The organism is Pseudoalteromonas sp. SWXJ133 (genome assembly GCF_015864365.1).
Classification (GTDB): domain Bacteria; phylum Pseudomonadota; class Gammaproteobacteria; order Enterobacterales; family Alteromonadaceae; genus Pseudoalteromonas; species Pseudoalteromonas arctica.
The window spans coordinates 1-23329 of sequence record NZ_JADYXJ010000004.1 but is presented as its reverse complement, the minus strand read 5'-3'; the positions used below and the strand labels follow the sequence as shown (position 1 = coordinate 23329).

At 39.1% G+C, this 23329-nt stretch carries 17 protein-coding genes and 1 tRNA gene; 9 read left to right on the top strand and 9 right to left on the bottom strand.

Going from position 1 to position 23329, the window contains the following annotated elements:
• Positions 1-373: 373 nt before the first annotated feature.
• The 4 genes from I6F40_RS04195 to I6F40_RS04180 all read left to right on the top strand — a co-directional run bounded on the left by I6F40_RS04195 (position 374) and on the right by I6F40_RS04180 (position 2515).
• Complete coding sequence (locus I6F40_RS04195; RefSeq protein ID WP_166377256.1) at positions 374-967, top strand: FlgO family outer membrane protein; 594 nt, start codon at positions 374-376, stop codon at positions 965-967.
• A gap of 13 nt (positions 968-980) precedes the next feature.
• Positions 981-1682, top strand: a complete 702-nt coding sequence (locus tag I6F40_RS04190) for a FlgO family outer membrane protein (protein WP_197192533.1) — start codon at positions 981-983, stop codon at positions 1680-1682.
• A gap of 8 nt (positions 1683-1690) precedes the next feature.
• Entirely contained in the window at positions 1691-2368 is a 678-nt protein-coding gene (locus I6F40_RS04185) for a FlgO family outer membrane protein (RefSeq protein ID WP_166377254.1), read from the top strand.
• 72 nt (positions 2369-2440) lie between these two features.
• Positions 2441-2515: transfer RNA gene (locus I6F40_RS04180), tRNA-Arg, on the top strand.
• 77 nt (positions 2516-2592) lie between these two features.
• Here I6F40_RS04180 and I6F40_RS04175 read toward each other — a convergent pair.
• From I6F40_RS04175 to I6F40_RS04160, 4 genes are all read right to left on the bottom strand, one after another.
• Complete coding sequence (locus I6F40_RS04175; RefSeq protein WP_166377244.1) at positions 2593-3186, bottom strand: DUF4303 domain-containing protein; 594 nt, start codon at positions 3184-3186, stop codon at positions 2593-2595.
• 120 nt (positions 3187-3306) lie between these two features.
• On the bottom strand, positions 3307-4239 hold the full coding sequence (locus tag I6F40_RS04170) for an exopolyphosphatase (RefSeq protein WP_166377242.1): 933 nt from the start codon (positions 4237-4239) through the stop codon (positions 3307-3309).
• A gap of 145 nt (positions 4240-4384) precedes the next feature.
• Positions 4385-5833, bottom strand: a complete 1449-nt coding sequence (locus I6F40_RS04165) for a dihydrolipoyl dehydrogenase (RefSeq protein ID WP_166377240.1) — start codon at positions 5831-5833, stop codon at positions 4385-4387.
• Between the two features lie 81 nt (positions 5834-5914).
• Positions 5915-6643 (bottom strand): glutathione peroxidase, encoded by a 729-nt coding sequence (locus I6F40_RS04160; RefSeq protein ID WP_197192532.1) that lies wholly within the window; start codon positions 6641-6643, stop codon positions 5915-5917.
• Positions 6644-6754: 111 nt separating this feature from the next.
• Between I6F40_RS04160 and I6F40_RS04155 the strand changes: the two genes are divergently transcribed.
• The gene (locus I6F40_RS04155) at positions 6755-7654 is read left to right on the top strand and encodes a LysR substrate-binding domain-containing protein (protein ID WP_197179215.1); all 900 of its coding nucleotides are present in this window, start codon (positions 6755-6757) and stop codon (positions 7652-7654) included.
• On the opposite strand, the gene I6F40_RS04150 is transcribed toward I6F40_RS04155, so the two are convergent.
• Positions 7651-8844 (bottom strand): flagellar assembly protein FlgT, encoded by a 1194-nt coding sequence (locus tag I6F40_RS04150; protein ID WP_197192531.1) that lies wholly within the window; start codon positions 8842-8844, stop codon positions 7651-7653. The two genes, I6F40_RS04155 and I6F40_RS04150, sit on opposite strands and share 4 nt — an antisense overlap.
• A gap of 140 nt (positions 8845-8984) precedes the next feature.
• Here I6F40_RS04150 and I6F40_RS04145 point away from each other — a divergent pair, with 140 nt between their 5' ends.
• From I6F40_RS04145 to I6F40_RS04135, 3 genes are all read left to right on the top strand, one after another.
• Positions 8985-9443, top strand: coding sequence for an LPP20 family lipoprotein (locus I6F40_RS04145; RefSeq protein ID WP_024593173.1), 459 nt, complete (start codon positions 8985-8987; stop codon positions 9441-9443).
• Positions 9444-9846: 403 nt separating this feature from the next.
• Positions 9847-10554, top strand: coding sequence for a transglutaminase-like cysteine peptidase (locus I6F40_RS04140; protein WP_166377236.1), 708 nt, complete (start codon positions 9847-9849; stop codon positions 10552-10554).
• A complete protein-coding gene (locus I6F40_RS04135; protein ID WP_166377234.1) occupies positions 10554-12509 on the top strand; it encodes a bifunctional diguanylate cyclase/phosphodiesterase in 1956 nt (651 codons plus the stop codon). The genes I6F40_RS04140 and I6F40_RS04135 overlap by 1 nt, the downstream gene beginning before the upstream one ends.
• A gap of 22 nt (positions 12510-12531) precedes the next feature.
• Here I6F40_RS04135 and I6F40_RS04130 read toward each other — a convergent pair whose 3' ends face one another.
• The 4 genes from I6F40_RS04130 to I6F40_RS04115 form a co-directional block, all read right to left on the bottom strand.
• On the bottom strand, positions 12532-13119 hold the full coding sequence (locus I6F40_RS04130) for a response regulator transcription factor (RefSeq protein ID WP_010553236.1): 588 nt from the start codon (positions 13117-13119) through the stop codon (positions 12532-12534).
• Between the two features lie 23 nt (positions 13120-13142).
• On the bottom strand, positions 13143-14564 hold the full coding sequence (locus I6F40_RS04125; protein ID WP_024608819.1) for an HlyD family type I secretion periplasmic adaptor subunit: 1422 nt from the start codon (positions 14562-14564) through the stop codon (positions 13143-13145).
• Positions 14561-16699, bottom strand: a complete 2139-nt coding sequence (locus I6F40_RS04120; RefSeq protein WP_165740754.1) for a type I secretion system permease/ATPase — start codon at positions 16697-16699, stop codon at positions 14561-14563. Before I6F40_RS04120 ends, I6F40_RS04125 begins: the two co-directional genes overlap by 4 nt.
• A 384-nt stretch (positions 16700-17083) precedes the next feature.
• Positions 17084-19060, bottom strand: coding sequence for a TolC family outer membrane protein (locus I6F40_RS04115; protein WP_166377232.1), 1977 nt, complete (start codon positions 19058-19060; stop codon positions 17084-17086).
• Between the two features lie 227 nt (positions 19061-19287).
• Here I6F40_RS04115 and I6F40_RS04110 point away from each other — a divergent pair.
• Positions 19288-23329, top strand: a 4042-nt coding sequence (locus I6F40_RS04110) for a retention module-containing protein (RefSeq protein WP_197192530.1), incomplete at its 3' end; no start/stop codon positions are given.

Sequence of the window (23329 nt, the reverse complement as noted above, 5' to 3'; positions counted from 1 at the left end):
TTAATGATGCTATGGACAATAACAAAAGCATATTAAAAAACCACTCTGCATTATTTACTTTGCAAATTATCGCCTTAAAAATACATTGCAAAATAAAACAGTCGAATTAAAAGAGAAAACATCAAAGAATTATGCCACTACACTCATCCACTTAGATAAATGTAGAAACCGTAAGGATTAATAGCATAACTTTTTATCGATTAAAGTTAGGTATTTATATCAACATAAATGGATGTAAAAAGTGACTATTTAGCTCTAATAAAGTAGCAAGTAGCATAAGCTGTTAGCTATTACGTTCAATAACCTTACAGTTAGCGTCCTTTAGGCATAATTATTGCTTTAACCCTTGTATATTTTAAAGAGGATGGCAACTATGCGCCTGTTATTGCCCATATTATTTGTAAATCTAGCGGCTTGTAGTTTAATACCTCAGCCTGAGCCGAGTATCAGTACTAATGCTCCTAAAGCAGCTATGGCACCTTATACAGTAAACGACTACGTTAATAATTTAACAGCCCAGCTTAATAGCCTTCAAAGGCCGCTCAGCAGAAATGCGCGCATTGGTGTAAGTAGTTTTTTTCTTGCAGATAAGATCGACTCAAAACTAATGTCAGAGCAAGGTGCCGGTTTAAGCCAACAAATACAAGAAAGCCTCTTAACTCAAATGACTCTTTTGGGCTATAACATTGTTGAGTATAGACTGGGGAATAACTTAAACTTATTAGAAAATGCCGACAGTATACTTAGTCGTGATTTAAATAAATTGCGCGATCGTCAGAATATTGACTTGATTATTACTGGTACGGTAACCCGTCAGCAACACGCTTATATTGTAAATGCACGCTTGATAAATATTAACAATAAACAAATCTTGTCTGCAGGCAGTACAGAGATCCCAATTAATGTAATGTGGGGTAATGAAAAAATACAGCAACGCGACGGTTATTTATACCGCAGCGAATATTAACCAGGAGCACAAAATGAGAAATCTATTAATTACCCTCTGCTTACCTTTGGGCTTTGGCTGTTCGCATATACTAAACGGTATGAATACAAGTGCAAATGAAGCCTCGGTTCGAAGTGATAACCAAACAGCACAATCGACAAACTATCAACGCAGAGTTGCAGAACCAGTATCGAATGATAATTTATTTCAATCGAAGCTAGTTCTACAAAATAGTCGTGCAAAATCAACTCCACCAATGCGAAAAAACATCAACCATTATGTACGCGGAATAATGCAAGACATGGTTGAGAACCTACAATATGTAAACGCAAAAACCCCATTAGCCGTTTCAAGCTTTGTATTTTTAGATGATGACTACAGTGATAGTAGTTTACTGGGAAATCAAATAGCTGAAAGCTTCATGCATGAGCTACATAACTTTGGTATACCTGTTGTTGACTTTAAAACAACCGACTACATGCGTGTAACCCCAGAAGGGGACTTTGTATTAAGCCGCGATTATTTAGAGCTAAACCAAAATCAAAACTTTAAATATGTACTCGCTGGCACATTAGTGAGTAGCCAAGGAGGAGTTCTTGTTAATGCACGTGTTATTGGGCTTCAAAGTAAAGCCGTAGTAGGTACTGCACAAGGTTTTATCCCACAGTCAGTTGTTGATGCACTTAATAGTAATTACCGCACTGATGGAATAATGCTGAAACAAGCGAGCAAGTGAGGCTAATTATGTCGTATAAACTAAATGCTACCGTTGGATTTATTACTTTCATTGGATTAACAGGCTGCTCAATGATACAAAATAATGAGCATAACGAAGATACTGATTCGCGAACCGACTACACTGTGAACGGTAGTTATAATGAGCTTAATGCTGTTTATAACACTCAAGTAATACAATCACAAAGTGAATACGACTCGTCTCAGCAATTTACACCACTTAAGCACCATAAAACGCTTGTTAATTATGTAGAGCAAATGGCACTTGATTTGGTTGATACGCTTGAATTTGAAAGTGATACCGACACCAATATTAATATTGCCGTTACTACCTTGGTTGATCTTGATTCATCGCTTACTAAAAGTAATCAATTGGGTAATCAAATATCTGAGACGTTAATTCATCAGTTACAAAAGTTTGGTTATGGCGTGGTTGATTTTAAAACAACCCAAACAATAGATGTAAATAGCCGTGGTGATTTTGCTTTTTCGCGCGATATTGAAAAGCTTAGCGAAGAGCAAATGGCGAGCCATGTATTGGCGGGTACATTAATTTATCGCAGTGATGCTGTCGTTGTAAATACACGTGTAATTAACGCGCATACAAAAAAAATCGTCGCTAGTAGCCGAAAACTAATCCCAATTTATGTACTAAATAAAGAAGATATATACTTATCAAGCAATTAAGTTCAGTTGTTGCTTGATATAAAAAACCAGATGCCGTTATAATTCACACTTCTAAGCACACAGCTTATTTGTGGCCTCTTAGTTAAATGGATATAACGGCCCCCTCCTAAGGGGCAGTTGCAAGTTCGATTCTTGCAGGGGCTACCAATTAAATCAATAAGTTATATTTTAACCTCCCTCCCTTATACTTTGTGTATAGCGTATATGTAGTAGTGTTGCACTTTTTAATTAAAGGCGTTTAAAGCTTCTTGCCCGCATTTTTCACGCTCTGTAATCATGGCTTCAAAGTCAGCTTGAATTTGTGCTAGAACAGTTGGTGGGTTAAGTCGTTTGATTCTTTTAAATTGAATACTTTCTTCTTCATCATAGGCGAGTATTGCTAAAGTAATTTTTTCGCGTTCGATACCATTTGAAAATATTCCTTCGGTATCTAATTGTATGAGCACTTTCTCCATGGTTGTAAGCCATTGATGCCAATTATCCATTGCTTCTATATCTGATTGAAACAAATCAATGCTGTTTTCTAGTTTTTGACACTCTAGAGTTGTTTCATCAAAGTATTCGGAATAATCCTCAAGCGTAGGGTAGTCTTCTGGATTCCATTTAGCCATGTAAAAACTACTTACATCATTGTCGTACTCTTCTTTAAATACTTTTTTTAAATCCGATAAGGTATTAAACATTGGAAGTAATGAGTAGCTGCCTGTGTGGTAAAAACCCATTACATAAAGATCGTTACCATATTTTTGAATGATGTCTTTAAATGCTTTTTTGGTATCTTGATAAAGTGTTTTTTCGAAGTTTTTAGTATCTAACATGAGGTCATTATTTCTTTTATTATTACAGAAATTTATATGAAAAAGAGAGCGATTAAAACTCACTCTACTAAAATAAAATAACCAGAGCTATTATATGACTCTGGTTATTGTAAGTTAATATTAACCATCACTCGTAATTGTATTGATTAACTCACTCAGTACCGCTTCGGCCTTACTTGTTTCTACTTGGCAAGTACCGGCATTTAAGTGGCCACCACCATTATATTTTAAGCACAGCTCGCCAACATTGGTGTTCGAACTGCGGTTAGTGATAGATTTACCAACGGCATACACTACGTTTTGCTTTTTAAGGCCCCACATTTTATGAATCGAGATATTGCAGTCGGGGTACATTGCATAAATAACAAATCGATTTGTGGCGTAAATAGTTTCTTCTTGGGTTAAATCAAGGATCACTAAGTTTTTATGCACGGTAGCGCATTGAGAAATTTGCTCTTTTGCTTTTTCGTTATGCTCGTTATATAAAGCAACACGCTCGGCTACATCTTCCATTTTTAGAATGTCTTGTATGCTCTGATCTTTACACGCATCAATCAGTTTCATCATTAATTGGTAATTTGAAATTTTAAACTCGCGAAAACGGCCAAGTCCTGTACGCGCATCCATAATAAAGTTCATTAATACCCAATCGGTTGGGTTTAATATTTCGTCTTTTGAAAACTGAGCAGCATCGCCTTTATCTACCGCGTCCATCATTTCAACAGAAATATTTGGAAGTTTTTCAGCGCCGCCATAATAGTCATAAACTACGCGAGCTGCTGATGGGGCTTCTGGATCAATAATATGATTTTTTATGTCGCTTGAGTTACGAACGGTTTCGCTAAGGTGATGATCGAATGCGATGTGACAACCTGCAACGTAGGGGAGGTTGGTCGTAATGTCGTTTTCGGTAATGTCTATTTTGCCATCTTGCATGTCTTTTGGATGAACAAATAAAATATCGTCAATTAGGTCTAAGTCTTTAAGCAATACGGCACAAACTAAGCCATCAAAATCGCTGCGAGTGACTAGTCTAAATTTATTATTGGGCATAGCTATTCCATCTTTTTAATTGAATTATCAATTAAGTGTAACAGCTAAATTTTTTTTTGAGAGGTCAGCTTAAAAAAATTATAAAAAAAAGCCAAAACGTTAGTTTTGGCTTTTACTTAGTAAGTTTGTATGTGTAGTAAATAGGTTATGCGCCTGGACCACATTCCATACATGAATTTACAATGTCTGGGCCAAATTTAAGTTTGGCATTTAAGTCGCGAAGGGCGGTACGTAACCCTTCTTCAATTACTGGGTGGTAAAATGGCATATCAAGCATTTCTGGTACGGTCATTTTGTTTTGTACAGCCCATGCTAATAAGTGAGCGATGTGTTCGGCTTGTGGGCCAATAAACTCAGCACCTAAAAATAAGCCTGTGCCTTGCTCCGCATATACACGCATATGACCTTTGTTTTTAAGCATTACTCGGCTACGGCCTTGGTTTTCAAAGCTGACTTCGCCTACTTCAAAACAACCGCATGGGCCTAAACGGTCGGTAATTTTCTTGTAGCTTTCGCCTACCATTGCTATTTGTGGGTCGCTAAATACAGCTGCAATTTTAGCTCTGCGCAGACCTATACGCACATCTGGGAAGCGCCCGGCATTTTGACCTGCAATAGCACCTTGGTCTGATGCTTCGTGTAACAATGGGAGCATGTTACTCGCATCGCCTGCTATAAATATGTTCGATTCACCACACTGCATTGTATGTGTGTCTGCGTGCGGTACGCCGCGTTCATCAAGTTCAATGCCGGTGTTTTCAAGGCCTAGTTTATCTACGTTAGGTACTCGGCCTGTGGCTGCAAGTACGTAGTCAAACTGTTCGGTGTGTTTTTCACCTTGTTTGTCGGTGTAAGTTAGCTGTGCTTTGTCGCCAACTTGCATCATGTCAGATACGTTTGAGTCGGTATCTACAAAAAATTCTTCAGCAAAAACAGTATTTGCATAGTCTTTTACTACTGGATCTGTAAGTGGGCCAATTGCGCCGCCTACACCAAATAGTTTTACATTTACGCCTAGACGGCTAAGTGCTTGGCCAATTTCAAGACCTATTACACCAGGGCCAAATACAGCGACTGATTCTGGTAGGTCATCCCAATCAAATACGTCGTCGTTTATAATAAGTTTGTCGCCAAAGTTATTAAATACGCCAGGGTACGAAGGGCGTGAACCGGTGGCAATTACAAAGCGTTTTGCTGTAATAATTGTGTGGTCGTCTATTTGTATGCGGTTTGTGTCTAAAAATTTAGCGTAACCACGAATTTTATCACCATCTGGTAATTCATCTACGGCTTCTACTACGAATCCTGCAAAACGATCTCGTTCACTTTTAACGCGTGCCATAACTGCTTTGCCATCAATGATAGGTTTTGAGCTATGAACACCAAATGCAGGTGCCATTTCAATTGCGTGTGCAGCTTCAGCGGCTGCAATCAATAACTTGCTTGGCATACAACCAACACGTGCACATGTGGTGCCGTATGGGCCTGATTCGATCATTAATACATTTTGTGTGAACTGTTTAGCATTACGATAAGCACTTAAACCAGCAGTGCCTGCGCCTATAACAACAACATCGGTTTGCAATTCTTTCATAGTATTTTTTCCTCTAATAAATAGGGGCATAAAAGCCCCTATTTTTACCTACTAACGTTAGGTATTTAATTTACTTATTAATTAAGCAAAGTATTTTTCTAAGTCGTCTGAACCACCGATGTGTTTACCACCAATGAATATTTGTGGAACAGTGTCACGACCAGATACAGCTTTTAGACTTGTTAGTGATGCGCCTGCACCCATAACAATCTCTTCATATGCGAAGCCTTTATCTGCAAGAAGCTCTTTCGCTTTTTTACAGAAAGGACAGCCAGGTTTAGTAAAGATGCTTACTGGTTCTGGTTTAGCTTGCTTAGGGTTGATGTAATCAAGCATTGTGTCTGCGTCAGATACTTCAAACGGGTCACCTGGTAAATCTGGTTCGATGAACATTTTGTCAATCACGCCATCTTTAACAAGCATAGAGTATCTCCAGCTGCGCTTACCAAAGCCTAGGTCGTTCTTGTCTACTAACATGCCCATTCCGTCAGTAAATTCGCCGTTGCCGTCTGGTAATAAAGTAATGTTTTGCGCTTCTTGATGCTCAGCCCATGCGTTCATAACAAAGGTATCGTTTACTGATAAACATACAATTTCGTCAACGCCATTTTGCTTAAGTACGCCAGCTAATTCGTTGTAACGTGGTAAGTGAGTTGATGAACATGTTGGTGTGAATGCACCTGGTAGTGAAAACACGACAACCGTTTTACCTTTAAAAATGTCATCTGTAGTTACTGATTTCCATTCGTCGTTTTGACGAGTTGCAAATGTAACACTTGGGATTGTTTGACCTTCGATATTGTTTAACATAGTTTTTGTTCCTCTTGATTTGATGGATCCATTATGGCGAATAAATAAATATAGTTCCAATCGTTTGTTTGTATTAAACTAATAGGTATAACCTATCATGCAGAGCTGAATATGAACTTAAAAGATTTTGAATATGTAAAAGCAATAGCGCAATACAAGCATTTTCGCAAAGCTGCCGATGCATGTTTTGTTAGCCAGCCTACATTAAGTGGTCAAGTAAAAAAACTCGAACATGAGCTTGGCGTTACTTTATTTGACCGTTCAACTAAACAAGTTACCTTAACAGCAAAAGGTGAACGTTTATTAACGCAAATAGAGATTATTTTAGAACAAACGCAAATACTCAAAGAACTTGCAGCTACTTCTAACGAGCCTCTACAAGGTAAATTAACTATTGGTATTATTCCTACCATAGCACCGTATTTACTGCCTGCGTTATTAACATCGATGAAAGCGGCATTTATTGATAGCCAGTTTTCGTTTATCGAAATGCAAACAGCCACTATTTTAGAGGCACTTGATAGCGGCGAACTCGACTTTGCTATTTTGGCCGATGTACCAGAGCTTAAAAGCTACCATACTATTAGTTTATACAAAGAAGACTTTTTAGTTGCTGTATCACATGACAACGCGCTTTCTAAACATAAAAAAGTAGCGCTTAGTGACCTGCAAGGTTGTAGCCTATTAATGTTAAGTGATGGTCATTGCTTTAAAGATCAAGCCCAAAAGTTTTGTTTTTCTGCAGGGGTCGATGTATCTAACCAGTATAAAGGTAATAGTTTAGAAACATTATTAGCGTTAGTGGCTATGGATGACGGTATTACATTTGTACCAAAGTTGGCATGTACCGACCGTGTAGGGATTGATTACTTGCCTATATTCCCTAATCAGCAGCGTAATGTGGTGTTTGCATGCAGAAAGCATTATCCGCATTTATCTGGTGTAGAACAATTGGGTGAGTGGTTATCGGCTCACCCTAATTTAAGAGCTAAATTAGCTAAAAAGGTTTAAAGATCTTGGCTGATTATTTCTACTACATCGTTAATTTGCACGCCAGGTAGCGGTTTATTGTCAATACTGACTGCTACTGCGGTTTGCTGGTAAAGCTGCTCAACGCGAATTTCATTAAGCGTGGTGATAGTGTGCGGCATTACATTACCTGCGGCATCGGTTAAATAGTTATGATGCGCAATACTAAGCGTCTGGCCTTTTTTCAAACCATGGGCTTTACCTAAGTTGATAACGATTTTGCTATTTTCCATGTGCATTATTTTGCCTTGAGTTGGCAAACACGCCATGGCGGCTTGAATATCATAACTTACCGATTGGTTGATATCGGTTATGCTTTGCCCATAAGGCGATTGCCAAAATCTATCACTATTGACATCAACTATGGTTGTTTTTTCAAACGGCCAAATTGCTTGAGTATGGTAACTATTTTGCCAAAGTTGCTCATAGGTAGTGCCATCAAATAGTGCAAATTCAATGTTGTAACTGCGCTCATACGCCTCGTCTTGCCAAAATGCGTAATCGTTATTAAGTTTGTCGCTGGTCGAAAGGCTGGTTATTTGGCTAAGCAGGACATATTGAGCGTTACTGCGCGAAGATATTTCTTCTAATTGAGCGTTTGAATAGTCGTGCTGCTGCGAAAAGTATTTATCAACGCTTATTGCATTATTATAGTAAGCAATAGGCACTGCGCTCATTTTTGATTTTTGTAGAGAGGTAAAAATATTTTTGCTAATCGCTTTGCTTACGTCAAATATTTGACCCATTTTGGCGTGTTCACGATGAACAAGTTGGCTTTGTGTAACGGCCACAAACTTATTAAAACTATTTTGTGGGCATTGCTCTGTTTGAGAAAAAATATCGAGTCGTAATGTAACGGCAAATTTATTGTCGTATTTATTTTCGCTGACTAGTTCAATTTTTTGAATTTCGCCGTGGCTGCTAATTTTTAGCTGATCTTGCATTAACACGCCATCTACCAGGGTTTGTACAGAGCTAACCCGTGCGCCAGAGAACACTAACGCTTGTGTAATCGCATCTTTTATAGCGGCAGATTTAGCTGCGCTCGTATCACCATTTTGAACGTTCGCATGACCCGTTGATTCATACCACTGTGCTTTAGTAAAAGGGGAGAAGGTTAATAATGCCGTTACACTTAATCCTGCAAATGCCAATGATAAAAACGACTTCATACTTTTACTCCAATTAAACGTTAGCTATTAACTAGGTACAGCAAGGACTGTACCAATGTTATTTGGTAATTATTAGTAATGCTATAAATGGCATTAAACGTGCATATGTACTGCTAATTACTATACAAGGGCTAGATGCTATGCGAGCAATTTCATTACTTATTACACTTGGGTGTTTAACCTTAGGCGGTTGTAGCAGCGTTTTTGATAAGCATGTTGAATATAAATATGTAGAGCCAAATAATTACCCCGTTTTAAAAGCGATAGGGTATGCACCTATTAGCCTGCAAAAAGGCGCTAACCTGTCACAAAAGCAACTTATGGCAATTAAGGCTTCTAAGCTTGAGGCTTACCGCGAGCTTACTGAGCAAGTATATGGGCAAAAAATTACCGCAGGAACAACGGTGGAAGGTTCAATTGCTCAAGACGATTACTTAGAAAGTAAAGTGCAGGGGCTTATTAAAGGTGCACAAATAATTAAAACTTACGCGGTAGATGACACTTACGTGACCGAGCTTGAGCTTAATATGAAGCGTGTGCACGATTTATACATAGGTGAAGTAAAACCACGCGAAGTTAAAAAAGTAACTTATTACTAGGGCGTGTTGATCTTTGGTGGGTGAATTTACAGCAGTATATTTGGTTTTTAGGCAAGGCGGAGCCTATTTAGTGTGGTTATTCCCGATGAATAGGCGATAACGTAGTATAAATACCAAACATGCGCTGCCCTTTGGGTTCTTTCTAAGGACGATCAACTCTTTGTTGCTCGGTTTTTACTTAGCCCACTAGGTTACAAACCTCGCGCCGCGATTTAATCGCCCCTAGATTGAACAAATCTCAATCCACAAAGGTCAACACGCCCTAATGATTAAAAAAGTTATTCAAAATATCTCATCCTCTTATATTGAGTGCTATGCTGTTGTTAGGATTAATTTTTAAGCAGATTGCGTAGTGCTCAACAGATGTATTTTATTGCCACTTATATTAACAGTGGCTCTGTAAATGGCGTTTAAGCCAACTCATTTAAATCCTAAATTATTTATATGGTGCAAAGCCAATTTGCGCTACCTATTACTGTTTTTTGTACTCTCTAGTGGTGTGCTTGCAAGCCGACTAACTATTCAATTTAATACCTTTATTGAGCTGATGGGTCAAAAATATGGACCTGCGCGAGCGGCTGTTGCACGTAACTGGCAAAGTATGTTGGTACAAACTCAAAACAAACCAGAGCAACAACAAATTCTTATTGTTAATGATTTTTTTGCGCGTAATTTACGCTACCAAACTGATATTTTGCTATGGAAACAAAACGATTATTGGGCAACCCCTTTAGAAACGTTAGGCAGAGGCTTAGGTGATTGTGAAGATTACGCAATAGCAAAGTATATAAGCTTGAGAGCCCTAGGGGTGAGTGACGACAAGTTACGCCTTATTTATGTAAAAGCAAAAATTGCGGGCACTAACAAAACGCAAGCACATATGGTGTTAGGTTATTTTGCTACACCAAACGATCAGCCACTTATTTTAGACAGTTTAATAACAAAGGTTTTACCTGCTGCAAAACGTGTAGATTTAAGCCCTGTTTTTAGCTTTAACAGCCAAGGTTTATGGGCTAATAATTCAACCAAAAGTGTAGCCAGCCCAACAGCAAGACTTTCACGCTGGCGTAAAATTTTGGAGCAGACAACCAAAGAAGGAGTTATGTGGTAATGGCATCATTTTCCTTATCTAAGTATCTTAAAAAACGAAAAATAACACTCAGGCAAGAGCTGTGGATTGCATTATTAATTGTTATTTTTGTAGGCTTTATAAGTAGTGTTTTAATTAGCACTAATTCGGCTAAAAGTTATTTTTCGACCCAGCTGTACTTAAAAAATGTAGATAACGCCAGTTCACTCGCGTTAATGATCAGCCAATTAGACAAGGACCCCGTTGAGCTTGAGTTATTAGTATCGGCCACATTTGATACCGGTCACTATAAGCGAATAGAACTACAAAACCCTAATGGTGAGGTGATTGTTAAACGCACGTTTACCGATGAACTCGAAGCGACGGCTCCGCAGTGGTTTAGAGCAATGTATGGATTAAATGTACAGCCAGGGGTTGGGCAAGTAAATGATGGTTGGCAGCAGTTTGGTACTTTGTTTATAGAAAGTCATAGTCAATATGCTGAGCAAGCCTTATGGGAAAGTGCGCTTAAACTATTTTTTAGTTTTTTAATTGTCGCTTTTTTTGCTTGTATAGTTAGTGCTTACTTTTTAAGTAGGATATTAAAACCACTAGATGATGTTGTGTATCAGGCTAATGCATTTGGTGAAAAACGTTTTATTAAATCGAGCGTTCCGCGCACATTTGAGTTTGCACGTTTAGTGCAATCAATGAACCAATTATCTACCCGTTTTAGCCGTATTATTAAAGAAGATAATAAACGTTTAGAAGAGCTTAGATTTAAATCGCAACACGATGAGCTAACTGGTTTAGCAAATAGAGAATACTTTGGTGCAACGCTTGAGGCTCACTTACAAAAATCGAAAGATCATGCCCATGGTGCCTTGTTTTTATTTAGGGTTGTTAACCTCGATCGCGTAAGTGAGGAAGTGGGACGAGTAGAAATGGTTAACTTTCTACGTCGATTTTCACAGATGTTGGTTAGCTTCTTAGAGAGCAATCAAGAACACTTTTCTGAAAATTACATTGCACGTATTTCTCACAGCGATTTTACCGTTTTATTTAGTGATATTGATGATATTCAAGCAATCAGTGAACGTATTTTATTGATGCATCAATCGTTTGTTGAAGAGTATAAAAACGTTAAGCTAGCGATACCTCACAGCTGTACTTATATTCAAAAAGACGACACGCGATTTGATGTATTAAAGCGCGCGGATGAACTTTTAAAATCATCGGGTAAACAATCTGATGTACAAGCAAAAGTAGCTCAAATCAAGCAAGAAAGTGAGCTGTTTGATAATGCAACTAGCTGGAAAAATGCCATAGAAGAGGCACTCAACAATAATAATTTAGAAATAAATACTTACCCAGTAACGAGCTTTACAGGGCAGGTAATGCAAAATCAATTAGGGTTGAGCCTAAAGCTTGGTGGGCAAGTATACCGTGCTAGTTACTACTACCAGTGGGCTAACCGATTAAAGTTATTAGCGCGTTTAGATTGGGGTTTAATTAAGGCGTTGGTGGCTCATTATAGTATTGAGCCACCAAGTGAACTGATTTCGGTTGAATTATCTGCTCAGACGCTACTTGATGATGCTGCACTTGCTTCGATTCTTACGTACCTTTCGGCGTTTCCTGATTTAGCCTCTAAAATTTGTTTTGATATTCGTGAAAGTATTGCCGTTAGCGAAATTGAGATATTTAAAGATTTTTGTGAGCAGGCTCGATGTATGGGCGCTAAGGTAGCATTAAAACGTGTGGGCCCTGAATTTACTAAAATTAATAAAATTCAGGAATTTGGTCTTGAAATGATTAAGGTTGATAGCGTTTACGGACACAATATTAGTTACAGCCTAGATAACCAAACATTTCTGCGAGGAGTGTGCACGTTAGCGCATTCTATTGGCATTAAAGTGGTGGCTCAAGGTGTAACAAGCCAAGATGATATAGATACGCTTATTAACTTAGGTTTTGATGGGGTTATTAAAGAGTAAGTAATAGGCATTAACTGTGCGGTTAATGCCCTTTTACAACTAACATTAATTGAATTCGGTCGCGAACTTTTAGCTTATTAAATATAGAGCTCATATGCTCTTTAATTGTGCGTTCTGTAATATTTAAAGATTCTGCAGCTTGCTTATTAGTTGCACCTGTTACAACAATATCAACTACTTGACGTTCTCGCTTTGTGAGTACATCAAGCTCGCATGTGCTCGCATATTTAAACGGTGTATTTGATAAAGCTCCTACTAAGTTAGATAGTAATTGCCCTGGTAACCATATTCCGCCGGTACAAATTGTCTCAAGTACTTGTTCAATAATTACTTTAGTAGCGAGTGCTTCTACGTACCCCCTAGCTCCTGCTTCAAGCGCACTTCTTAGTTGATTTATTTCTAGTTCGTTAGTCATAACTATAACCAGTAAACGTTGCTGAGAATACTTTTTAACAAGCTCAAGCCAATTAGGTGTGCCGGCTAAAACCCAAATAATACTTGATGCCGTGACTCTGTGTGGTTCTTTTGTGAATATCAAACAACCAGGAAACGCTGTATGCCAGTGTTTCGATTCAAATTCAGGCTGTGTAATAAAAATACTTTGGCGCATTACTTCTCCATTTATAAAATGTTTTAACGCTCTGTCATTGCTTGCGATGTAGCTCTAAGAACCGGTTTTAAAATATACTCAAGTACGGTTTTTTTACCGGTAATAATATCCACTTGAGTGGTCATTCCTGGAATAATAGTCAGCTCTTTTGAAAAATTATTTTTGGTGGTTTTTAGCTGCACCAAATAAAAGGTATTCTCGCGGTCATCTGTAATTGTATCGGCACTTATATGTAATACTTCGGCTTCAAGGCCACCATATACGGCAAAGTCGTAGGCACTAAATTTTATCATTGCAGATTGCCCAGGGCGTAAAAATGCAATGTCTTTAGGCGGGATTTTTGCCTCTACTACAAGTTGATCGTCAAGCGGGACAATTTCCATAACATCACTACCTGGCTGTAAAATACCGCCAACAGTATTAACTAATAATCGTTGTACAGTGCCTTTAACAGGAGAGCGTATTTCAGTTTGAGTTACTTTATCGGCTAAGCCAGATTCAGTTTCTTTAATTGAATCTAGTCGCAGTAGCGCTTCGGAGAGTTCATTGTTCCAGCGGTTAATCATAACGAGCTCAACTTCGGTTACCTTATTTTTAGCTTCGTTAATGGCCGAAAGACTCCTATTTATAACTGCTTTGGTTCTGTTTATCTCGCCGTTTAAATCAACTATTTGACGCTCTAAACGAATAATATCTATATCCGAAATAGCACCGGTGCGTAACAATGGGCGGGTCACTTTAAGCTCCCTGTTTGTTAAGCGTAGCGCGCTGGTATGCTGCTGAAGTGCCGCTTTTGCTTCAATATAATCTTGGTGTCGCTGCTCTAGTTGGCGTTTGTGTATACTTACCTGTTGCTCCAACTCTTGGCTGTTACTCAAATAAAGAGAGCGTTCGTGTTGAACCACCTGAGGTGCATTTTTTATAACATCTTCGTTAAATACGAGCTCCTTTTTTTGAGTGAGCGCTCTGAGCCTCGCAACTTTTGCACTTAACGATTCAACCTTGGATTGATTTTCTCTAAAGCTAGAAATAAAGCGGGTAGGGTCTATTTTAATGAGTACATCCCCCTCGTTTACTATTTGGCCTTCTCGGACATTTATTTTTTCGACCATACCGCCGTCATAAGATTGAATAAGCTGTAATTTATTAGAGGGAATAACACGGCCCTCGCCACGAGCAACTTCATCCAAATTAGCAAAGCCAGACCACACAATAAGGCATATAAACGTTAAACAAATTAGATAAAGTAGTAACCTAGCGCTTGCTGGTTCCTGCTGCATTTTTTCCCACTGTGCATCTACTACCCAGTCTTGAGTATTTGGCGGTGAAATCCATCCTTTAAATAGTTTATTAAATACGGATGGCTTACCTTGTTTTCTTGCTTCTATTGCTTTGCTAACAGATTCAAAAGAGCGTTGTTCAAGTGGTTTTTTGTTATCACTCATGAGGCTTGCTCCACGGTTTTATTATTTAACGCCGCAATTACTTTTTGTTTTGGTCCATCAGCAACTACTTTTCCGTTATCTAAAACTATAATACGGTCAACAAGCTCGAGTAATGATGAGCGATGAGTCACTACAATTAGGGTTTTATCTTTAGAATAATTTTTTAAATTGTTAATAATTTTACTTTCACTATTGTGATCTAGCGATGAAGTTGGCTCATCTAGTAATAGTATTGGTGGGTCGTTAATTATGGCTCTTGCCATACCTACAGCTTGGCGTTGCCCTCCTGATAATTGGCGGCCTTGCTCGCCTACTTGTAGATCAAATCCGTCTGGGTGCGAATTAATTAAATCAAATAATTGGCTTCGCTCACAGGCTTCAATAATTTGCTCGTCTTTGGCATGCCAAGCGCTTATCGTAAGGTTGTCTTTTAAGGTCCCATAAAACAGGGCAACGGTTTGCGGTACATAACCAATATTATGGCGAAGCTCTGCAGGGTCAATTTGATGTATATCGTTATTGTCCATCAAAATTGCTCCTGAACAGGGTTCATATAGCCCTAAGATAAGCTTTTCTAATGTACTTTTACCTGAGCCATTACGTCCTAAAATTGCGACTTTTTCACCAGCTTTAATTTTAAAGCTAACGCCGTTGAGTGCATTATGAGATTCGTCAGAGTATTTAAAACATACATCTTTAAATTCTATATCGCCCTTTAAAATAGGGTGGCTTAACCAATGCTTACCAGGTGGGCGCTCGACCTCTTTTTCCATAATCTCATTTAGTGACTGCATTGCTATTGCGGCATGATGATATTGCGCTAAAACAGCGGCTGACTGCCCAATAGGGCCCATAGCACGAGATGATAATAAGTAGGCTGCAATTAATCCGCCTTGAGTTAGCTCACCTTCAATAACGAGGTGTACGCCTATTATCATTATTATCACGCCTACACATTGCTGTATCCACGATGCTGTATTTGATATAGAGCTAGAAACGAGTCGACTTTGTGCGTTTACTTGCGCAATGTAAATGGTCGACTTTTCCCATACAGATTGTGTTTTACACTCTGAGTGAAAGCTTTTTACATCTTCAATGCTGGTTAAACTTTCTACTAATACTGCATTTCGCATTGAGCTTGCTTTCATTGTTTGCTCTGAAAGGGCTTCAAGTTTGCGGTGTGCGGCTATAGCGTAAGCTAATAATATAAGTGCGCCCGCTATAATGGGTAAACTTAGAGGTACGCCAATAATGGCGATAACAATTAAATATAAAACTACGAATGGTAAGTCGACTAATGCGACAAGCGTTATGGAGCTAAAAAAGTTACGTACAGCTTCAAATGATTGAATATTGCTAGCAAAGGAGCCAGCTGATGATGGACGGTTTTTTAGTTTCATACCTAATACCCGCTCCATAATTACAGCCGATACTTTTACATCTATTCTGCTTGCAGCAAGCTCTACAAAATAGCCTCTTACTAAGCGTAAAACAAAGTCAGCAGTGAGTGCTATCAAAATACCAATGGCAAGTACCCAAAGGGTTTCTGTTGCATGGTTGGGCACTACGCGGTCATATACATTCATTACAAATAAAGGCATGGCAACCGACAAAAAGCCCAACGCAATAGCTGAAATGATTACGTCTTTATAAAGTGAGCGGCACTCTTTAATTACTCCCCAAAACCATCCGTCTTTTGATAGTTTTTCAAGTACAGGTGTTCGCTCATCAAATGCAAATTCTGGTTGTGCATAAATAATTAAACCAACACTGTTGCCTGCTAATTCATCAATGCTTTGTTCGATAACTGATTCGGTAAGCTCTGGATAAATTACACTCACCAACTGCTTATCGTAATCAATAGAATTAATAACACAGGCTTGATTGTCTTTTAAAATTAAGATGGCAGGTAGCAGTGCTGTATTAATTTTTTGTAGTGGCTTATTAACTACTTTCGATTTAAAGCCAATGCGCTTAGCTGCGCGCGAAAAACCTGATGGAGTAAGATTTCCATCAGTTAGAGGAAGTCCATTTAATAGTGCTTCTCTTGAAAACTCTTTATCATGATGGCGACATAAAACTGCTAGGCAGTCAACGAGTATGCCACCGTGATCAAGTACATCGTTTAATTCCATAAACCATCCAATGTTATGTAGAACTGCATGCGGTTGTTACTACTAAACCTAAACTCGAGAAATAAATTTAGCTTAAATATTTCAAGCCGAGTTTAGGGTCTGTTGATCTTTCAGGTTAAATTTGCAGCAGTCTGTTTGGTATTTAGGCAAGGCAGAGCCTATGCAGTGTGGTTATTCCCCATAAATGGGTGATAACGTAGCATTAATGCCAAACAGGCGCTGCCCAAAGGGTTCTTCCTAGGGGCTATTTACTCTTTGTTGCTCGGTTTTTACTTAGCCCACTAGGTTACAAATCTCGCGCCGCGATTAAACAGCCCCTAGTTTGAACAAATTTTAATCCGCAAAGATCAACAGACCCTAGTTATTTACATAACGTTAATTGACTTAGCTATCAGTAATTACAGCTTCGATACGTCGATTCGCAGCATTTGCTCTTACTGATATTTCGTTTACTCGAGGTTGATCAATACCGTACCCGAACGATTTAACACGTTTTGGTTTTATATCGAATTGTTTAATTAGAATTTCAGCAACGGCAAACGCACGTTTTTCAGATAGTTTGCGGTTATATGTTCGATCTCCATCTAGAGAAGCATGACCTTGTATTTCAACCTGCTTATTTGGGTTTTCTTTTAAAAAATCTGCAAGCCGACTAATTTCTTGAATATATTGAGACCTTACATCGCTTGAGTCAGCAGAAAAAGGGATACCAATCTCTATATTCGAGGTTGATGCGCTATAAATTGTACAGCCAGATAAATCAACATTAGTTGACAGCGGCGTACTCGGACAAGTGTCTTGCTCGTTTGGTACGCCGTCACCATCATCATCTAAAAAGCTACTTTGTGTAGTGTCGGTTTCCAACGGTATATCTAAGTACCTTGGCATAGCGGTTACACTCATGTAGGCATTATCTTGCTTCGCTTTTTTTTGTAGAAATGCCTTGCGGCTAAAGGTGGTTGCTACATCGTAACTCGGACAAATATTTTGTGCGTTATGCACAATAGGATCGTCAGTTAGCTCTTTTAATGTAGGGTATTTACCTGACATTACGTCAAGTGCTGGCAATAATTTCCCCATTTCTTTTAGCATAGTTAAAATTGCTGATTGGCGGTCGTATAGCGCAACTATGTATGAACGTGTTGATTGGAACGATTCGTTTTCGGCATCAAGTACGTCTAGTAGAGTTCGTTGGCCTATATCAAATTGATCTTTATATGCAATTTTAACTTTAGTTGATGATTCGCGGTGTTGATTAAGCGCTGGCAACTTTTGCTCTAGTATAGTGACGTTGTAGTAGGCAATTTGCAGACTTTGACGAATATCAATACAGGCTTGATCTCGTTGATATTTTGCAATGTTTATATCTTGATAAGCTTGTTCTAAATTAGCGCTATCAAGACCACCGTTATACAAGTTATAACTAATATCTATGCCGACTCGCGCTTCTGTTCTGGTTTCATTTTGACCAAGCTCATCTCTATCTTGGCTACCGTAGCGGGCAGATAAATCTACGTTAGGATGAAAGGCCGCTTTTTGTGCTTTGGCGTTCGCCTTTTGCGCTTCAATATTATACAAAGAGGCATAAAATGAAGGGCTGTTTTTGTAGGCGACGTCTAGCGCTTGGTTAACCGAAATTGGTATATTGTTTTCATCAAGGTCAGCTTGCTTTATATCGTTCATAGGTAGCTCACCTACAACTCTTAGGTAGCGAGCGCTTACATCATGTAAATTTGAGTACTCCGTTAATACATTAGATTGCGCTAGAGATAAACGGCCACTAATTTGTTCTAGGTCTGCTGCGCGCGCTACACCGGCGCTTACGCTTTGCTCTATTTGTTGGTATACAGACTCGTGCTCTTGTAAATTAGCTTCTGCAAGTTGTACTAACTCTTTGAATTTTTGTACGTCAAGTAGTGCAATCGAGGCTTCAAGTGCTGTTTGTTCTGTTTGAGAAATAAGCTCAAAGTACCTAATAAGTTGAATACGTTTAAAACGGTCAACTGTATTAGATGTTCTAAAACCGTCATAAAGCATTTGAGTAACGCTTAATTCGGCTGTATTACGGTTATATTCTTCTTCAATACCGTAATTTCTTCTTTCATATCCTGCACTTGCTGATACATCAACACTTGGTAAATAACCTGAACGGGCAGCATCCACTCCATAAATAGAAGATTTAAAAGCATGCCATGCTTCTTGTACTTCAGGATTGTTTTCAATCGCTTTACTTGAGACGTATGTAAGTGGCATTGCTGATTGTTCGTTTGCATGCACGTAGTTTGATAAAGTTACGGCTGTAATCATTAATCCGATTACCATAGTTCCTTGGTGCTTTTTAAAAGTATTTTTTGTAATCATTTCGGCCTCTTATACTTAGTTCAGACTGCAAATACTTAATTAATATCTAGTAAAGGAATACTATTTTTGCAACTAATCATTTTGATTAGCATAAAAAATTTCTACCACTTTCTCGTCGATTTTTATTTTTTCTCCTAAACCTGTACTTGGGTACAGTATCTGTATGTTTTTTTTGTTCTACCTTTAATTTATAAGATTGTTATTTTAAAAAGTTTGAGGGTACCTAAATGGAAGCAAATCAACTGTTAGTTATTGATATTCAGGGTTCTGCTGGTGTTGTGTTGGATGATGGTTCAATACGGGCATTAAACATTGGTGACATTATTACCGTAGGTGATTTAGTTGTGACAGCGATAAAGTCATCTTTACAACTAGATGTACAAGGTGAAACCTTATCTATACCCGCAAACCAAAAAGTAAAAATAACCCCAGATCTACTAGCTAAAGAAGCAAGAGACTCTAGCGAAACAACCGTTTTTGACGAAAGTTTAGATGAAGCAATCGCAAGCTTAGGTACAGAACAAAACTCATCAACAGCAGCTAATTCAGATGTAACTGATTTTTTAGATGCATTAGAGGGTGATGGGGACATTTTAGATAATTTAGAAGCAACAGCTGCTGGTGGTGGTAACGCTGCGGGTGCAGGTGGAGGTAGCTCGTTTGTACAATTAACTCGAATTTCTGAAAGTGTTGATCCTAATAGTGTTACTTTTGACTCGTCTTTTGATCAAAGCGTTACTGAAGCTTTTAATTTAAGAGACACCTCTGATGGTATTGTGCCTGACGCAACTACAGCTTCTATTTCACTTAATGAGCAGGGCGTTACTAATTCATCACAACCAACAATTACCGGTACGAGTGAAAACTTAATTGGCGAAACGGTTAATGTAACGGTAACTGATGTTGATGGAAATTCTCAAGTAGTGAGTGTTGTGATTGGCCCTGATGGTACCTTTGAAATAACCTTACCGACTCCAGTTGCGGATGGCCCTGTGACCGTTGTTGTTGAAGCGACAGATCCTGTTGGCAACCCTATAAACGATACTATTTCTATAGAAATTGATACAACACCTCCGCTTATTGCTATTGATCCTGTTATCGATTCTGCTTCGCAAACAGTGACAATTACAGGGACTGTATCTGGGTTGAACACTGGTGATAATGTGTCAGTCACGTTAACGGATAGTGCAGGTACGGTACAAACAATTGTTACTCAGGTTGATGCGCTAGGAAATTGGGTTATTACTACTACCTCACCTTTATCTGAAGGAGAGTTTAATGTAAGCGCAGTGGCAATAGATACAGCGGGTAATCAGGCTGTAGATCAAGCGGTTGCGAATGTTGATTTAACCGCACCTGAAATTACAGTTACTGCAATTGCTGATACAAACGATACTACGCCAACATTCTTAGGTCAGGTGGAAGGTGCTTCTGTTGGTTCAGTTATTACTGTTGTAGTAACTGATATCAACGGTAATGTGCAAACATTAACGACCTTATTAAATGAAAATGGCACATGGAGTGTTGATGCCACTGAATTGCTACCGAGCGGTGAATTTACAGTTGTAGCATCTGTAACCGATGCAGCAGGTAATGAGGCATCGGCACAAACGAATGGCGAAGTTACTTTTGCGCCTATTTCTATTCAAATAAATTCAATAGCGGATACAAATGATACCACTCCATTTTTAAGTGGTAATACTAGCAATGTGCCTGCAGGTACAACAATTACCTTAACTATTACAGTAAGCGGTGGCAGTACATTTACATTACTTGCAGTGACGCAAGAAGATGGTTCGTGGAGCGCACAAGTAACAACCCCTCTACCTGAGGGGGACTTTAGCGTAGTTGCTGCTGTTATAGATGACTCGGGTAACGAAGCGCAAGCCACTGCAGTAGGTAATGTCGATTTAACTATAAGTATTAATTTTATTATTGATACTAACGATACAACGCCAACGGTTAGCGGTTCTACCCAAGACGTAGAGCCTGGCGCATTAGTTACAGTTATATTTACAGGAAGCGATGGTGCAGAAGAAACCATACAAGTAATTACTAGTGCTGATGGAAGCTGGTCAGTCGAGGCAAGTAACGAATTAGCTGAAGGCCAGTTTAGTATAGTTGCAACAGTAACTGATGCTGCGGGTAATACTGCGTCTGCAAGTGAAACTGGAGAAATTGATTTAACAGCTCCAGTGATAATGATTGACCCAATTGAAGATACAAATGACATTACACCTACTTTGAGCGGCAATGTAAGTGGTGTGCCAGCAGGAACAGAAGTTATATTAGTAATTACCGATAGCGAGGGTAATCAACAAGCGCTCACAACAACTACAAATACCAATGGCACTTATGCCGCAGATATTACTACAGGTCTCAGTGAAGGTGAATTTACAGTTACTGCAACAGTCACTGATGCAGCAGGCAATGAAGCAAATGACACTGTGGTTGGAGAAATTGATACATCTGCACCAACTGTTACGATAGATGCACTGACAGATAGCAACGACACCACACCGACTATTTCAGGTACCGCAACTGGCGAGCCAGCAGGCACGGTTGTTACCATTACCGTAACTGATGACGCGGGTAACGAACAAATAATTATTACAGAAGTACTCGCTGATGGCACCTTTACTGCAGATGTACCAGATGAATTAAGCGAAGGCGAATACAGTGTAGACGTATCAGTAACAGATACTGAGGGGAATGAAAGTACAGCAACTGCAACAGGAGAAATAGATACCTCCGCGCCGATAGTCACAATTGATCTGCTTTTAGATACCAACGACACCACACCTGCTATTTCGGGCTCTGTACAGGGGGTGCCTACAGGTACCACCGTGACGCTAACGGTAACCGGTGCAAATGGTATTCCACAAACAATTACTGCACAAACATTAACGGATGGTAGTTGGACTGCCAATGTATTAAATGAGCTTGGAGAGGGTGATTATACTGTAGATGTGTCAGTAACAGACACTGCAGGAAATAACGGGGTAGCGTCGGCAGCTGGAACAGTTGATACATCAGCGCCAGTAATAACCATTAATACGCTGGGTAATACTAGCGATACGACGCCAACTATTTCAGGCACGGTTAGCGGTGAGCCTGCTGGTTCAACAGTTACTTTAATAGTAACCGACGCTAACGGGGTTGATCAAACAGTCACAGCACAAGTAATTGCAGATGGAAGCTGGACAGCTGAAGTACCAGCAGCACTTGCCGAAGGTAATTATTCTGTTGTTGCAAGTATAAGTGATAGCGCAGGTAATGAAGGTACTGCAAACACTTCAGGAACAATTGATACAAGCACACTTACTATTAATATAGATATTATTGGGGAAACTAACGATCAAACCCCTGAAATAAACGGTGATACTTTTAATATTCAAGTGGGTTCGCAAGTTGATGTCCAGATCACTGACTTTACCGGCGCAACAATTACTCTAACTACTTTTGTTGATGCTAACGGGCTGTGGAGTGTTACACCACCTGCAGATCTTGCCGAAGGTACCGTTTTAATCAATGCCACAGTGACCGATTTAGGTGGTGGTACTGCTACAGCTGAGCTCAATGCTGTTATTGATATTACACCACCAACAATACAAATTAATCAATTGGAAACGAGTAATGATACAACACCAGTTATTTCTGGTAATGCTACAGGTGTAGTGTCAGGCACTGTTATAAGCTTAACAGTGACAGATTCGCAAGGCGTTATTCGCTTATTTAATACTACAGCTGATATTGACGGAGATTGGAGTTTAGAGCTACCTCAAGCATTGGCCTCAGGTGACTTTTCTGTAGAGGCTGAAGTATCAGATGCCGCAGGAAATAGTGCTTCAGACACAGCAATAGGTAATATTGATACTGCGGGCCCAAGCTTAACAGTCGACTTCGATACCGTAACAAATGATGCAACACCAACAATATCGGGTACTAGCGATGCAGAGATAGGCACGAGTATCATTGTTGTTATTACTGATGAAAATGGAGTTGAACAAACATTAACTACAACTGTTGATGCAAATGGTAACTGGGAAGTAACCCCTCAAGTTGAGCTAAATGAGGGTGATAATACAGTAACAGTGAGCGCCTCTGATGCAGCAGGAAACACCACAACTGTTACAGATACTATAACCATAGACACGCAAGCGCCCACGTTAACCTTCCAAACCGTGGGTGACATTAGCGACTTAACCCCAGAGCTACAAGGCACCAGTAATGAAATTGGTGGCACCGTTATACTTACTATCACTGATA

What these genes read in the sequence shown, in the direction of transcription:
- I6F40_RS04195 (WP_166377256.1), top strand. Translation starts at nt 374, where the DNA reads ATGCGCCTGTTATTGCCCATATTATTTGTAAATCTAGCGGCTTGTAGT.
- I6F40_RS04190 (WP_197192533.1), top strand. Translation starts at nt 981, where the DNA reads ATGAGAAATCTATTAATTACCCTCTGCTTACCTTTGGGCTTTGGCTGT.
- I6F40_RS04185 (WP_166377254.1), top strand. Translation starts at nt 1,691, where the DNA reads ATGTCGTATAAACTAAATGCTACCGTTGGATTTATTACTTTCATTGGA.
- I6F40_RS04175 (WP_166377244.1), bottom strand. Translation starts at nt 3,186, where the DNA reads ATGTTAGATACTAAAAACTTCGAAAAAACACTTTATCAAGATACCAAA.
- I6F40_RS04170 (WP_166377242.1), bottom strand. Translation starts at nt 4,239, where the DNA reads ATGCCCAATAATAAATTTAGACTAGTCACTCGCAGCGATTTTGATGGC.
- I6F40_RS04165 (WP_166377240.1), bottom strand. Translation starts at nt 5,833, where the DNA reads ATGAAAGAATTGCAAACCGATGTTGTTGTTATAGGCGCAGGCACTGCT.
- I6F40_RS04160 (WP_197192532.1), bottom strand. Translation starts at nt 6,643, where the DNA reads ATGTTAAACAATATCGAAGGTCAAACAATCCCAAGTGTTACATTTGCA.
- I6F40_RS04155 (WP_197179215.1), top strand. Translation starts at nt 6,755, where the DNA reads ATGAACTTAAAAGATTTTGAATATGTAAAAGCAATAGCGCAATACAAG.
- I6F40_RS04150 (WP_197192531.1), bottom strand. Translation starts at nt 8,844, where the DNA reads ATGAAGTCGTTTTTATCATTGGCATTTGCAGGATTAAGTGTAACGGCA.
- I6F40_RS04145 (WP_024593173.1), top strand. Translation starts at nt 8,985, where the DNA reads ATGCGAGCAATTTCATTACTTATTACACTTGGGTGTTTAACCTTAGGC.
- I6F40_RS04140 (WP_166377236.1), top strand. Translation starts at nt 9,847, where the DNA reads ATGGCGTTTAAGCCAACTCATTTAAATCCTAAATTATTTATATGGTGC.
- I6F40_RS04135 (WP_166377234.1), top strand. Translation starts at nt 10,554, where the DNA reads ATGGCATCATTTTCCTTATCTAAGTATCTTAAAAAACGAAAAATAACA.
- I6F40_RS04130 (WP_010553236.1), bottom strand. Translation starts at nt 13,119, where the DNA reads ATGCGCCAAAGTATTTTTATTACACAGCCTGAATTTGAATCGAAACAC.
- I6F40_RS04125 (WP_024608819.1), bottom strand. Translation starts at nt 14,564, where the DNA reads ATGAGTGATAACAAAAAACCACTTGAACAACGCTCTTTTGAATCTGTT.
- I6F40_RS04120 (WP_165740754.1), bottom strand. Translation starts at nt 16,699, where the DNA reads ATGGAATTAAACGATGTACTTGATCACGGTGGCATACTCGTTGACTGC.
- I6F40_RS04115 (WP_166377232.1), bottom strand. Translation starts at nt 19,060, where the DNA reads ATGATTACAAAAAATACTTTTAAAAAGCACCAAGGAACTATGGTAATC.